The sequence below is a fragment of the Aquipuribacter hungaricus genome, assembly GCF_037860755.1.
GTDB classification, from domain to species: Bacteria; Actinomycetota; Actinomycetes; order Actinomycetales; family JBBAYJ01; genus Aquipuribacter; species Aquipuribacter hungaricus.
Window position 1 is genome coordinate 1 of sequence record NZ_JBBEOI010000017.1, and the last position, 13,554, is coordinate 13,554.

General features: G+C 76.1%; 9 protein-coding genes. All 9 read right to left on the minus strand.

Features of this window, described 5'->3' with window-relative positions:
• Positions 1 to 289: CBU_0592 family membrane protein (locus WCS02_RS04425; RefSeq protein ID WP_340290296.1), on the minus strand; the 289-nt coding region annotated here is incomplete at its 3' end.
• Between the two features lie 25 nt (positions 290 to 314).
• Positions 315 to 983: a cyclase family protein gene (locus WCS02_RS04430; RefSeq protein ID WP_340290298.1), complete on the minus strand. Its 669-nt coding sequence runs from the start codon at positions 981 to 983 to the stop codon at positions 315 to 317.
• Positions 984 to 1,052: 69 nt separating this feature from the next.
• On the minus strand, positions 1,053 to 2,054 hold the full coding sequence (locus tag WCS02_RS04435; RefSeq protein ID WP_340290300.1) for a LysR family transcriptional regulator: 1,002 nt from the start codon (positions 2,052 to 2,054) through the stop codon (positions 1,053 to 1,055).
• 16 nt (positions 2,055 to 2,070) lie between these two features.
• On the minus strand, positions 2,071 to 3,969 hold the full coding sequence (recD, locus tag WCS02_RS04440) for an exodeoxyribonuclease V subunit alpha (protein ID WP_340290302.1): 1,899 nt from the start codon (positions 3,967 to 3,969) through the stop codon (positions 2,071 to 2,073).
• Positions 3,966 to 7,397, minus strand: a complete 3,432-nt coding sequence (locus WCS02_RS04445; protein ID WP_340290304.1) for a UvrD-helicase domain-containing protein — start codon at positions 7,395 to 7,397, stop codon at positions 3,966 to 3,968. The genes recD and WCS02_RS04445 overlap by 4 nt, the downstream gene beginning before the upstream one ends.
• Positions 7,394 to 10,855: an exodeoxyribonuclease V subunit gamma gene (gene recC, locus WCS02_RS04450; protein WP_340290306.1), complete on the minus strand. Its 3,462-nt coding sequence runs from the start codon at positions 10,853 to 10,855 to the stop codon at positions 7,394 to 7,396. Before recC ends, WCS02_RS04445 begins: the two co-directional genes overlap by 4 nt.
• Before the next feature lie 97 nt (positions 10,856 to 10,952).
• Complete coding sequence (gene bla, locus WCS02_RS04455; RefSeq protein ID WP_340290308.1) at positions 10,953 to 11,750, minus strand: class A beta-lactamase; 798 nt, start codon at positions 11,748 to 11,750, stop codon at positions 10,953 to 10,955.
• A gap of 197 nt (positions 11,751 to 11,947) precedes the next feature.
• The gene (locus tag WCS02_RS04460; protein ID WP_340290311.1) at positions 11,948 to 12,877 is read right to left on the minus strand and encodes a hypothetical protein; all 930 of its coding nucleotides are present in this window, start codon (positions 12,875 to 12,877) and stop codon (positions 11,948 to 11,950) included.
• On the minus strand, positions 12,874 to 13,545 hold the full coding sequence (locus tag WCS02_RS04465; RefSeq protein WP_340290314.1) for a DUF6318 family protein: 672 nt from the start codon (positions 13,543 to 13,545) through the stop codon (positions 12,874 to 12,876). The genes WCS02_RS04460 and WCS02_RS04465 overlap by 4 nt, the downstream gene beginning before the upstream one ends.
• Positions 13,546 to 13,554 lie beyond the last annotated feature (9 nt).

The window sequence follows — 13,554 nt, forward strand, 5'->3', positions numbered from 1 at the left end:
CGGGGGCCCCGGCCGGCCGCGGGGCGCCGGCCGGCCGCGGGGCGGGGCGGGCGCGACGGAGCCGGACCAGGGCCACGACGCCGATGACGACCCACACCGTGTTGAGCGCGGCCGATGGCCAGGCGCCGTGGTGCGCCCCGTTGACGAGCAGCCCTGCCGCGCCGCCGAGGTTGAGCAGCTGGAAGCCCGTGCTGCGCCCGTCCAGGCGACCGGCCGAGACCAGGCCGTAGGCCAGCAGCAGCGCGGTGGCCCCGACCCACCCCGCCCCGTCGACGAGCACCGCCGTCATGCCGGACCGTCGACGAGAGGCGCTGTCACGCCGGGCCGTCGACGAGCGCGTAGGCGCGTACCGGCCAGGTGCCGAGCCCGTGCCACGCCAGCGGCACCGCGTGCAGCCGGGCGCCCCGGGCGGGCAGCGCTGCCAGGCCGGTGAGGTGCTCGAGCACGAGGACGCCGGCCCCCAGGAGGGTGGTGTGCACGGGGCGGACGGTGTCGTCCAGGTCGTCGATGTTCACCGAGTCGATGCCGACCAGGGTCGGCCGTCGCTCCGCCAGCCAGGCCGCCGCGTCGCCGGTGAGGAAGGGCGCGTCGGCCGCGTAGGCCTCCGAGCCCCACCGGGCGTCCCCGTCGGTGCGCACGAGGACAGCCGCGCCTTCGACGTCCTCGTCACCGAGGGCCCCCGCCAGCACGTCGGCGCCGACGGCCCGCCCGCCGCGGGCGTCGACGAGGACGAGCGGGACGTCGGCCACGGCGGCCAGCGGGACACCGGCGAGGTCGGTGCCGTCGGCGAAGCGGTGGAACGGGCTGTCGAGGTAGGTGCCGGTGTTGCCGACCATGCAGACCCGGTCGACCTGGAACGTCGTGCCGGTGCTCCGCCGGTAGTCCTCGCGGCTGCGGAACGCCTCGTGCTCCGGCCCGGGCAGCCCGGGGTGGGTGTACATGCCGGGGGCGAGGTCGTGCGAGAGGTCGAGGATCTGCGTCATGGCACCAGGCTGCCCGCCCCTGGCGCGGTCGGACAGCGGCCTCCTCGCGGGTGAAGATTCAGTGCGGCTTCAGGCCCCGCCGGGGCGGGCGGCCTGTCGGCGCAGCGCGGCGAGCACCACCTCTGCGGCGGCCGTCGGCTCGTGGCGGCCCTCGCGGTGGGCGACGGTCAGCACCCTGGCCCCGGCGTCGAGGCCGTCTGTGAGGCCGGCGCCGGTGGTACCGGCCGTCCCGGGCGTGGCGATGGCGTCGTCGTGGGCGGAGCCCTGGACCGGCGGGGCGCCCGGCGCCCCGTGGGTGCGGACGTCGGGGTGGCGGAGCTGGTCCAGCGCGAGGTCGGGGACGAGGGCGGCCCCCAGCCCGGCACCGACCAGGGCGAGGACGGCGGGGTACTCCAGGCAGACGTGGGCGACGGCGGGGCCCCGGCCGCCGACGAGCCGGTCCAGCGCGGCCCGCGCGGTGCTGCCCGGGGGGCCGGCCACCCACGGCCCGGAGAGGACCTCTGCCGTCGTGCGGGCGGGCCACGAGGTCGGCACGACGACCCGGTAGGGGTCGCGCAGCAGCGGGCGGACGACCACGCCCGGGGTGCTGCCGACCGGGGCGTCACCGTCGCGCTCGAGGACCGCGACGTCGAGGCGTCCCGCGGCCAGGTCGTGGGTGGCGGCGGGGTCGCTGGCCTCGACCACCCGGGGCCGGACCGCGGGGTGGCTGGTCAGCAGCCCGGCGACGGCCGGCGCGACGAGCCGGCGGAGGGCGGTGGGGAAGGCACCCACCACGACGGGCCCGGCAGCCGCGCCGCGCAGGGTGGACACCGTCTGCTCCGCGGCCTCGAGGGCTGCCGCCAGGTCGTCGGCGTGCGCGCTGACCGCCTGGCCGACCGCGGTGAGGGCCAGGCTGCGCCCGCCGCCCAGGCGGGACCGGTCGACCAGCGCGAGCCCCGTCTCGGCCTCGAGCCGGGCCAGGTGCTGGCTGACGGCGGACGGCGTGAGGCCGAGACGTTCGGCAGCGGCGAGCACGCCGCCGTGCCGGTGCACGGCGCGCAGCACGAGCAGGCGCCGGGGGTCGAGCGTCATGCGGGCACCCGGTCCGTCAGAGGCGTTCGCGCAGGCCGGTCGCCCGGGCGGCCGGGCGGTCGACGGACGCGGCGAACGCCTCGGCGGAGCCGACGACACGGACATGGCGGACGGCGCGGGTGATGGCCGTGTACAGCGTCTCCCGGGTGGCCAGGGGCGACGCGGCGGTCGGCAGCACGACGGTCACGCGGTCGAACTGCGACCCCTGGCTGCGGTGGACCGTCATGGCGTGGACCGGTCGCACGTCGCCGAGCCGGGCGAGCGCCACCGGCGTCGGCTCGCCGCCGCGGGCGAACCAGGCACGCATCCCGCCGCCCGGGTCCGCCACGACGACCCCGGTGTCGCCGTTGAACAGGTTGGTCTCGTAGTCGTTGGTCGTGACGAGCAGCGGCTCGCCCGGGTGGTGGCCGTCGGCCCGCTGCCCCCCGAGGTCTGCGGGGTCGTCGCTGCGGTCCTCGGCGAGCCAGCGGGTGGTGAGCCACTCCCAGTGCTGCACGCCTCGGGGTCCCCGCCGGTGGGCGCAGAGCAGGCGGTGGGCGTCGAGGGCCTCGAGCGCCGCGGACGGGTCCCCGGCCAGGGCGGTCCGGCGCAGAGCCGCCCCCCACGCCCGCACGTCGGTCTCGACGGGCGCCAGGAGCGCCGGGGTCAGCGGGTCGTCGTCGGCGACCTCGAGCAGCTCGACACCCTCCCCGCCGGAGCGCAGCAGGTCCACGGCGCGGTCGACGTCACCGGCGCGGACGGCGTCGGCGAGCCCGCCGATGGCCGACCCCGCGGCGAACCGGTGGTTGACCGTGAGCGCCGCGATCCCGTCCCGCACCCGTGCCGCGGGGCCGGGTGGTGCCGGCGCCGAGCCGTGGTCCGGCGACACCGCGTCCAGGGCGGCGGTCATGGCCGGGGTGCGCGCGCCCAGCGAGGCCCGGTCCACCAGGTCACCGAGCACCGCGCCGGCCTCGACCGAGGCGAGCTGGTCGGGGTCGCCGACCAGCACGAGGCGGGTGTCCTCGCGCAGCGCCTCGAGAAGCCGGGCCATCATCGTCAGCGGCACCATCGACGCCTCGTCCACCACGACCACCTCGACGGGGAGCCGGTTGGTCGCGTCGTGCCGGAAGCGGCTGCGGGAGCCGGGGCGCCATCCGAGCAGGCGGTGCAGCGTGACGCCGGTGAGCCCGTCGACACCCCGGCGGTCGGCCTCGGACGGGAGCTGGGACGCCGAGCGGCGGACGGCCTCCTCCAGCCGGGCGGCGGCCTTGCCCGTCGGCGCCGCGAGGGCCACCCGCCACGTCGGGTGCTGCTCGGTGACCAGGGCCAGCAGGCGCGCCACCGTGGTGGTCTTGCCCGTGCCGGGCCCGCCGGCGAGCACGGACACCCGCGACAGGGCGCACACCGCCGCGGCCCGCCGCTGGTCGGCGTCCCCGGACCGGGGGAACAGCCTGTCCAGCCCGCCCGCGAGCCGGTCGAGGTCCAGGTCGTCGGGCAGCTCGGCCGTCCGGCGGCGCAGCTCGTCGACCACCTGCTGCTCCTGGGCGTCGTAGCGGGCCAGCCAGAGCCGGGAGCCGCGCTGGCGCAGAGGGGCACCGGGCCCGCGGGTGAGCGGGCTGGCCGCGCAGGCCTGCACCCAGCCGGCGACGTCGGGCCACGGCAGGTCGGGCGGGAGCGTGACCAGGTCGGCGGCGGCCTCGTCCACGTCGGGCACGGCCGTCTCCGCCACGGTCGCGAGGTCGACGACGACCGACCCGGCACGCGTGGACCGGACGGTGAGGGCAGCGGCGAGCAGCACCTGCTCGTCCGTCTCCTGCACGAGCGCGCCCAGCCGGCGGGCGACGTGCACGTCGGCCGCGGTGAGCACGCCGGCGACGTTGAGCTCGGCGAGCAGGCCGTCGGCGCGCAGCGCGAGCTCGGGGGAGTGCACGCTCATGCGCCACCTGCCAGCAGGTCGGAGAGGTCGACGACGAGCCCGGCGGGCGGTCGCCAGGCGAACACCCCGGGCACGTGCCCGTCGGCGCCGTGCACCCCGGGGCCGCTCATGCCGCGCAGGTACAGGTACAGCACCCCGCCGAGGTGGCGCTCCGCGTCGTAGCCGGGGCGGCGCCAGCGGAGGAAGCGGTGCAGCGCGACCGTATACAGCAGGGCCTGCAGCGGGTAGTGCGCGTCGACCATGGACCGCTCGAGGGCGTCGTGCCGGTAGTGCCAGGCGGTGAGGGGCTCCTCGCGCGGGGCGAGCCGGTTCGTCTTGTGGTCCACGACGAGGTACCGCTCGGCCCCGGGCGCGCCCACCCGGACCACCGCGTCCACCGACCCGCTGAGGTAGCCGCGCAGCGGGGGCGTAGCGAGCTGGGCCAGGGCGTCGGGGTACCCGGACAGCACCCCGGTAGGGACGTGACGGCGCCAGAGGTCGACGAGCCCGCCGAGGAGCGCGGCGCCTGCCCCGGGGGTGTCGCCGCCGGCCAGGGGCAGCTCGAAGTCGAGCTCCGGCAGCATGTCCTGGCGGCGGACCTGCCCGAAGGACAGGTCGTCGGCCAGCGGGCCCAGCGGGGTCGCCAGGGCGGTCGCGAGCGCGTCCGTCAGCGGGACGGGGTCCCGCCCCCGGGTGAGCGACCCGACGAGGTCGGCGAGGGACGACGGGCCGCCCGGGCCGTGGACGGCCGGGTCGTGGTGCTCGAGGACCCGGTGGACGAGGGTGCCGAACCCGGTGCCGCCGGCGAGGTCGTGCCAGCGGGAGGGCACGTCGTGCAGGGCCGCGTCGGGGTCGTCGGCGGGGGGCCTCACGTCGTCGGACTCCTCGACGTCCGCCTCGTCGTCCTTCTGCGAGGTCTCCGGCTCGCTGCCGAACCCCGGGACCGTCGGCGTCGTCGCGCTGCCGGGGCCGGCTGAGTACGTCGCCTCGTGCGCGGCGTGGGTGATGGCGCTGTAGCTGGTCCGGCGCCAGGTGAGGTCGAGGTCGCGCGCCAGCCGGCCCAGCTCGAGCCGGGGTGCCGGGGCTGTCGGTACCTGCCAGACGCCGACCGGGGGGACGGTGCCGTCCACGGGCACCGGCGCCACCGACAACGTCCCGCCGCTGGCGGTGGCCCGCGCCCGGAAGGCCGTCAGGGCGGCGGCGTCGCTCGGGACGGCGACCTTGAGCGGCGCCACGGTCGTGGGGTCGTCGTGGAGCAGCAGCCGGTGCAGCGGGGCGGACGTGGTGTTCGCCGTGGGCGCCCACCACGTGATGACCTTCGCCTTGGCGCGGGTCAGCGTGACGTAGGCCAGGCGGAGCTCCTCGTCGGCCTCCTCGCGCTGCTGGGCAGCGGCGTGCTCGTCGAAGCCCGGGCTGCCGGCGCCGCCGACGTCGCGGGTGCGGGTGCCGCGCTCGTCGTGGAAGCGCGGGTAGGCGGGCGTGGGGGACCAGTGGCTCCACAGCGAGGGCGCCAGGACGACCGGGAACTCCAGGCCCTTGCTCATGTGCGAGGTGAGGACCTGCACCGCGTCGGCGTCCGTCTCCAGACGGCGGCTCCGCTCGCCGGGGTCCGTGAGCTCGGTCCGGCGCCGGTGCAGCCAGGAGGCCAGCGCCGTGAGCCCGAGGTCCGCGTCGAGGGCGGCGCCGTGCAGCACCTCCCCGACGTGGCGGAGGTCGGTGAGCAGCCGCTCGCCGTCCGGCTGGGACAGGAGCCGCTCCTGCAGGCCGAGCCCCACCTGCACCGCCTCGAACAGGGCCGCCACCCCGCGGTCGGCGAGGACGCGCAGCCACGCGCGCACGCGCAGCGCGAGGGTGTCGAGCTCGTCGCCCGTGACGAGGGCCGCCGCGTCCATCCCCACCAGCCGCCCTACGGCGAGCCGGCGCAGCCGGGCCGGGCGGTGCGGCTGCTCCAGCGCCTCGAGCAACCACTGCCACTCCTCGGCAGCGGGCGTGGCGAACACGCTGCTCCGCCCGGACACGACGGCGGGGACGCCGGCCTGGCGCAGCCGGTCCTGGACCGCCGTCGCCTCCGGGTTCGTGCGGACGATGACCGCGATGTCCCCGGGGTGCAGCGGGCGCTCGTGCCGCTCCTCCGCCAAGGCGCTGCTGCGGTCGCACAGCACGTGCCCGCCCGACAGCAGCCCGACCACCTGGCGGACGCAGTCCTCCCGCACCGTCGTCCGTGCCGCGCCCGCGGGCACCAGGTCCGAGCGGTTGAGGGAGTGGCCCTCGCGAGGGACCACCCGCAGCTCGACCGGGGCGCCCACGTCGAGCATGCGCCCCTCGTGCTGGGCGCCGACGGGGAGCACGCGGATGGCCTCGTCGCCGAGGGCCGCGCCGCCCAGCAGCGCCGACAGCCCGGCGAGCACGCCGGCGTCGCTGCGGTAGTTGCGGGGCAGCGTGGTCAGGGAGCCGGCGTCGTGCCGGGCGTCGAGGTAGGAGCGGACGTCGGCGCCGCGGAAGCCGTAGATGGCCTGCTTGGGGTCGCCGACCAGGACGAGGGTGGCGTGGCCGTGGAACGCGGTGCAGAGGATGCGCCACTGCACGGGGTCGGTGTCCTGGAACTCGTCGACGAGCACGACCCGGAAGCGGGCCCGCATCCGGGCGGCGGCCACGTCGGAGGTGTCGGGGTCCCGCAGGGCCATGTCCAGCCGGTCGACCATGTCGTCGTAGTCGATGACGCGGCCGAGGCGCTTGCGGCGGACGACCTCGTCGCGCACGGCGGTCGCGACCCGGGCGCGGAGCCTCGCCCCCTCGTCGTCGGTGAGGTCGGCGCGGGGGACCAGCGGCGTCGAGGCCTCGAAGGCGACGGCCCGCGCGAGGGCGCGGAACTCCTCGGGACGCATCGTCGCGCCCTCCGCCGAGGGGTGGCCCCACTTGCGGACGTACAGGTCGTCGGCGACCTCCGTCACCAGGTCCGAGGGGTCCTCGACCAGGACGGCGTCCCGGTCGTGGTCCGCTGCGGTCCCCAGCTCGCGGAGCATGGCGTGGCAGAAGGCGTGCGTCGTGGTGACCGTCGCCCCGTCGAAGTCGGCGAGCGCCTGGTCCAGCCGCGAGCGCACCGGACCCGCGGCTGCGTCGTCCCGGTCCAGCACCAGCCGTTCCCGCACCCGTGCCCGCAGCTCGCGGGAGGACTCGCGGCTGAAGCTGACCACGAGCAGCTCGTCCATGCCGAGAGGACGCCCGCCGGGCAGCCCCTCGGCGACGTAGCGGGAGACCAGGCGGGCGATCGTGTACGTCTTGCCGGTCCCGGCGCTGGCCTCGATGACGCTCGTGCCGCTGGGCAGGGTCCCGCCCAGGTCGAACGGCGGCGGGTCTACGACCGTCCCCGACTCCGGAGACCCCGACGGCACAGTGATGGCGCCCGGCGCGTGGGGGGCGTCGTCCACCGTGGCGTCGAAGAGGCTCATGCGGACACCTCGCTGACCTCGTGCGCGATGAGTGGCCCCCACACCCGGCGGGCGAGGACGCCGAAGCGGTCGCCCTCCTCGTCGTGCGGCCAGCCCCGGGCGTCGTGGTCGGAGGGCTCGGCACGCTCGGCCACCAGGTCCTCGAGCCCCGCGGCCCCGCCGAGCAGCAGCTGGTGCTCGGGGTCGGAGCGCTCGCCGGGGAACCTGCCGTCGTCCCACATCGTCGCCGCGGCCGTCCGGGCGCTCGCGGGCCGCCGCCCCCGGGAACGGTGGGCGGCATACGTCTCGCCCGTCTTGAGGGGGAGCGGCAGGGGGCGCGCCAGCCCGGCCCGGTGCACCTGCACCATCTGGCGCAGCAGGTCCAGCGCGACGGGACCGTCCACCGGGCCGAGGGTGCTCGTCGCGCAGGCGTCCTTGTCCCTGCCGCTGCCCCGCCCGACGGTGACGGCACGCCACTGCCGCTGCGGGTGGCAGGCCGCGAGCGCCAGCAGGTGCAGCCAGGCGGTCAGCCGGTGCTTGGGACCGAGCGTGGAGTAGACGACGCCCACCAGCGTCCCGTCGTGCACGCCGGCGACCGTGCCGGTCAGCAGGGTCCCGTCGCCCAGGTCGACGCTGACGTCGACGGCGTCGGGGTCGGCCTGCAGGAGCGGCCCGGCGCACCCGGCCAGCACCTCGACCCGCGGCCCCAGCGTGCGGAGGACCGTCCCGCCGAGGGGTCCGGGAGGCAGCACCGCACGCCCGCGCTCGAGCGTCATGACCTGCTGCGGGTCGAGCCCGGCCAGCCGGTCGGCGAGCATCCGGTCGCCGACGCCCCACTGCTGCAGCGCGTCGAGGTCCACGGCGAGCGCGTCGTCGGGGTCCCCGTCGCGCTCCCCGAGCGTGATCTGCAGCCGCTGGCGAAGGTATCCCTTGGCGGGGTGCACGAGCATGCGCACGAGGTCGTCGAGGGCGACATCACCGGGCTCCACCGGTGGCAGCGGCCGGCTGAAGAGCGGCGGCGGCTCCTGGCGCTCGCGGACGGCGGCGACGGCACCGCAGTGGGCCCGCGGGTCGAAGCTGAACGGCCCGGGTCGGCCCAGCGCCCCGGGGACGAAGCTGCGGGCGTCGAACGGCTGCAGCGGGTGGCGGGTGGTGACCGCGTCGCGGACCCGGCCGCCGCCGGGCACGGCCGCCGTGCGGTCGAGGGCGTCGAGGAGCTCGCCGAGGGGGACCGCGGGCGGCACGGCCGCACCCGTCCGCTCGTCGGCCCCGGTGTAGGTGATGACGAGGGTGTCGCCGGCGGCGCACACGGCGTCCAGGAGCAGCTGCCGGTCCTCGCTGCGCGGGTCCCGGTCGCCCACCTCGGGGTCGCGGGCGAGCAGGTCGTCGCCGTCGCGCACCGTCTGCCGCGGGAACGTGCCGTCGTCCAGCCCCAGCAGCACGACCACCCGGTGGGGGACCGAGCGCATCGGCACGAGGGTGCAGACCGTCAGCGCGCCGGTGCGGAACCCGGCCTTGGTCGGCCGCCCGGCCAGGGCACCTCGCAGCACCGGTCGCAGCTCGACCAGCGAGAGCGACGCGCCGGGACGGTCGGCCGCGGTGCCCGCCCCGGAGCCCACGCCCGTGCTGGCTCCGTCCTCGTCACCCTCCGCCCCCTCGACCAGCGCCTCGAGGAGCACGTCGCGGAGCTGGAGCTCCTGCCACGCCCCGTCGGCCTCGTGCGCCGCGAGCTGCAGGACGGCCTCCTCGAGCAGGTCGGCCCAGGCCTCCGGCGTGCGGGCGACCGCCATGCCGGCGTGCGCCGCGTCGAGACGGTCGAGCAGCTCGGCGAAGCGCCCCGCCAGGTCGATGTCGCTGGAGTCGACGTCGTCGAGCGGGACGAGCCCGCCGAGGGTGGCGGCCTCCATACCCTGGCCGGGGTCGACGGCAGCGCCGAGAAGGATGCGGTCGATCCCGCGGCGCCAGGTTCCGTCCGGCACCCGCTGCAGCGACCAGCCGGCGCGGTGCCCCTCGTGCAGGCCCCACCGGGTCCCGCTCGCCGCCGTCCAGTCCCGGAGGCGCTCGAGCTCGTCGTCGTCGAAGCCGAAGCGCCGGGCCACGGCCGGGTGGCCGGCGAGGTCCAGCACCTCGGTCGCGGTGAGGCGTGCGGTGCCGAGGTCGAGCAGCCGGTCCAGGACGGCCAGCAGGGGGTTGGCCTGGTGCAGCGCCCGGTCGGCGACCCGCACGCGCAGCCGGGCGGCGGGGTGGGTGCCGTCGGTGCTGCCGGCCTCCTCGCCGCGCGTCGCGAAGGCGGCGGCGAGCAGCGGCGCGAAGGCCTCGACGTCCGGGCACATGACGAGGACGTCGCGCGGCTCGAGGGTCGGGTCGTCGGCGAGCAGCCCGACGACCACCTCGCGCAGCACCTCCACCTGCCGGGTCCGGCCGTGGCACGCGTGCACCTGCACGCTGCGGTCGGCGGGGTCGAGCGCCGGCGGGTCCGCCGGGACGCGGTCGAGCGCCAGGTCCTCGCGCAGCCGCGAGAGCAGGTCGGACCCCGCCCGTCCGGAGGGGTGGTGCACGTCGGCGTGGTCCGGGACGTGGGCCCCCAGGAGGTGCTGCAGCTCCCGGAGGTCCCGTGACAGCGAGGCCAGCAGGGGGTTGCCGAGGGACGTCCCCGTGTTGTCGTCGGCGCGGCGCACGACCGGGCCGGACCCGGCAACGTGCTCCCACAGGGCCGGGGAGGCGTGGTGCAGCCACAGGTGCACCTCCCGGTGCTCCGCGAGGGCAGCCATGACGTCCAGGTCGACCCGGCTGAGACGGCTGGCGCCGAACACCGAGACCCGGCGGGGGACGTCGAGGTCGTCCGGCCGGCGGCGGACGACGTCGCAGACCTCGGCCTGCAGGTCGACCGGTGAGGTCCCGAGCTCCTCGCGCAGCCGGTTCCACAGCAGGTGCTGCCACAGCTCGTACGTGCCCAGCGGGCCCCCGTCGGGCAGGACGGGGTGCCCGGCGGCCCACCGACGCAGCATCTGCGGCCGGTTGCGGGCGTAGGAGTGGAAGAGGCGGGCGACCGAGGCGGCCAGGCTCAGGCGGCGTCCGGTGCTCTGGGACGGGACCGGCTGGCCCTCCAGGTAGAGGTGGCGGCGCAGGACCCGGGCCCAGTCCTCGGTCACGGCGTCGTCGACCGCCCGCAGCAGGGGCCACACCAGCCGTTCGGGGGTCCAGGCCTGCAGGGCCTCCGTCTGCTCGGGGGCCACGGTCGCCGTGGCCCGGGTCAGCAGGCGGTACGGGGAGGGGAACTCCACGCCGGCGCAGACGCCGTCCTGCGAGCCGGACGCCCCGAGACGGTGGGCCAGCCGCTGTGCCAGCCACCGCTCGACACCCCGCGCCGGGACGGCGACGAGCTCGGTGGCGAACGGGTCGTCCAGGGGGGTGGCGAGCAGCTCGGCGAGCGCGTCGGCGAGCACGGTCGCGCTCTCGGCGCGATGCACCACCAGCACCCGTCACCACCTCCTCTCGTCGTCGCCCCGCACCGTACAGAGCGGCCGGGACACAACCCGGCGGCCATCCACGGACCCCGCCCGTCCACAGGGCGGGTCAGCCGACGAGGGTCTCCAGCACGCGCGCCGCGGCCGCGGCCACGAGCGCGTCGCTGCGCTCGGCGTCCTCCTCGGCCCTGCTCGTCATGACGGCCACCACCACTGGGCCGCCGCCGGGAGGGCGCACCACGGCGATGTCGTTGCGCGTGCCGTACCGCCCCGACCCGGACTTGTCACCGACGGTCCAGCCCTCCGGGACGGCCGCACGCACCAGAGCCGCGCCGGTGGTGCTGCCCTCGAGCCAGTCGTTCAGGACAGCCCGGTCCGCGTCGTCGAGGGCGTCCCCCACGGCGAGGGCCGCCAGCGTGGTCGCCATGGCGCGGGGGCTGCTCGTGTCACGGGGGTCCCCGGGCACCGCCTCGTTGAGGCCGGGCTCCAGGCGGTCGACCTCCGTCACGGTGTCGCCGAGCGACCGCAGGGCCTGCTCCAGACCTGCGGGCCCGCCCAGGCGAGCGATGACCATGTTGGCGGCGGAGTTGTCGCTCTCCTGCGCGGCCGCGGCGGCCAGCTCGTCGAGGGTCATCGTCGTGCCGACTCGCCGCTCGGTGACGGGGGAGTAGGGAGCGGTGATGTCGGCCGCCGTGACGGGTACCGGCTCGTACAGCTGCTCCGGTGTGGTGCGGTCGAGGAGCACGCCGACCGCGAGGGCCTTGATGGTGGAGGCGTAGGCGAAGCGCTCGTCCGCGCGGTGCTCGACGCTGCGACCGGTGACGGTGTCGACCGCGTAGACGCCGATGCGGGCGTCGTGCTTGTCCTCGAGGTCGGCCAGGTCGACGACGACCGGGGCGGGGGCCACGCTCGCGGTCGGGTCCGAAGGAAGTGCGCTACCCGACACAGCCGGCTCCGGAACCGGACCGCTCGCTGCGGGCGACGGACCTGGAGCGCTGGCCGCCCGCTCTCGCGGCTCTCGTGGGTCCGCGTCGAGGGAGCAGGCCGTCAGGACGCCGGCTGCCGCGAACAGCGCCGCGGCTGTGGCAACTCGGCGTCCGAGCGTCATCCGGTGAGGCGGTTGCTGCTCGTGAGCAGACGCAACGGCTGCGGCGGGCTGTCCACCTCGGCGGTCCCGGGGATCGCGATCCACGGCCCGCCCGCGACGGAGTACTCGCCGGTGTAGGACGTGGTGAGGGTGATGGCCACTTCGCCGGGGTCGCTGTACTCGTGCCACGTCGTGAGGTCCGGGTAGGGGGCGCCCGGGTCGGTCGTGGTCACCGGGGCGCTGCCGTCGCCGTAGTCCCAGGTGTACGACGCAGGGGTGGCGCGCACCCGGACCGGCGTGCCCAGCAGGGTGATGTCGAACGTCTGCTGCCCGGTCGATACCGGGTCGACGTAGGCGTTGGTGCGCATGCGGATGAGCGCCTCGCCGCCGGCGGGCTGGATCGCGGCCTGTGACGCCGGCAGCGGGAGGCGGCGGAAGTCGGCGAGGGTGACCACGGGCTGGGGGGCGGGCGCCTCCGCGACTGCAGGAGAGAGGCACAGTGCGCCGTCAAGGCTCCAACCACCTCCTGGTGGAGGCACCGCTTCGTTGGACATGATGGACGTTGTCCAGCGCAGATAGAGTCTGTCGGTCACGTTCACCGTGCAATTCTGCACGGCTGCTTCGCACGACAGATTGATGGGCGGATCTACCAAATACGAGTTGCCGGGGCAGGCGAACGTGTAGCGCGTGACTGTGACGAGTGTGGGTGCGGCGGCGATGGGCGATGACCCACCTCCGTTGGTCCCGCCGCCCCCGTTGCCCGAACCGCCATCGATGACAATGCTGTCGCCGTCATTGTTGCCGTCGATTCGTCCGCCGCCATTGCCATCTGGTTGCGGCGCTGCGCTGGCGGAGGCCGGCAGCACCAGTAGGACGAGCGTTGCAGCCACAACGGCGACCAGCGATCGGACTGTCAATTTGTGCGACAGAAGCTGCTTATCCTTCATGAGGCCAGTCCTCCGGCGCGCCAACCAGCAGGATCAAGCAGGGCGGTGAAGGTGATGACTGCGGAATCAGGTTCGAAGGAGCCAGTGACCGCGCCTTGGTCATCGAAGACCTGCATCGCTTGCGAGTCTGCATATACAGCTAGCCGCACGCCGAGATCCTGGATTGCGCCTGCTGGGTCAACTCGAACGGTGAAGAGACCGCCCTCGATGGCACCACCAGCACCGTATGCCGCGTCGATCTCCTCAATGTAGTTCTGGCACGTCCCGCACCCCGGGTCTGACGCCGCCCGCAACCCCGCCGTGTCCCCGGTCGCCGTCGCGTAGTTGAGCGTGTCGAACCACCACTGCGTGAACGCGACCGCCCCCTCGGGCGTCTGTTGCGTCGCGAGCTCGGGTAGCACCGGCGCCGTCACCGGCCCGTCCGACGGCAAGCCCGCCCCGCCCGACGGCTCGGCTGACGACGACGGCCCGGACGACGGCCCGGACGCGGACGACCCCGACGACGGTTCCGACGACGGCTGCGGCGACGCGCTCTCGAACACCGGCGCGGTCACATCGTCCCCGGGCTCGCCCTGGGTGCACGCCCCCGTGCCGACCGCGAGCAGGACCACGATCGCGGGCGCCCACGCACGACCCAGCCGCACGGCGTCCCTGCCCTCGCCCACCACGCCGCGAAG

What these genes read in the sequence shown, in the direction of transcription:
- WCS02_RS04430 (WP_340290298.1), bottom strand. Translation starts at nt 983, where the DNA reads ATGACGCAGATCCTCGACCTCTCGCACGACCTCGCCCCCGGCATGTAC.
- WCS02_RS04435 (WP_340290300.1), bottom strand. Translation starts at nt 2,054, where the DNA reads ATGACGCTCGACCCCCGGCGCCTGCTCGTGCTGCGCGCCGTGCACCGG.
- recD (WP_340290302.1), bottom strand. Translation starts at nt 3,969, where the DNA reads ATGAGCGTGCACTCCCCCGAGCTCGCGCTGCGCGCCGACGGCCTGCTC.
- WCS02_RS04445 (WP_340290304.1), bottom strand. Translation starts at nt 7,397, where the DNA reads ATGAGCCTCTTCGACGCCACGGTGGACGACGCCCCCCACGCGCCGGGC.
- WCS02_RS04460 (WP_340290311.1), bottom strand. Translation starts at nt 12,877, where the DNA reads ATGAAGGATAAGCAGCTTCTGTCGCACAAATTGACAGTCCGATCGCTG.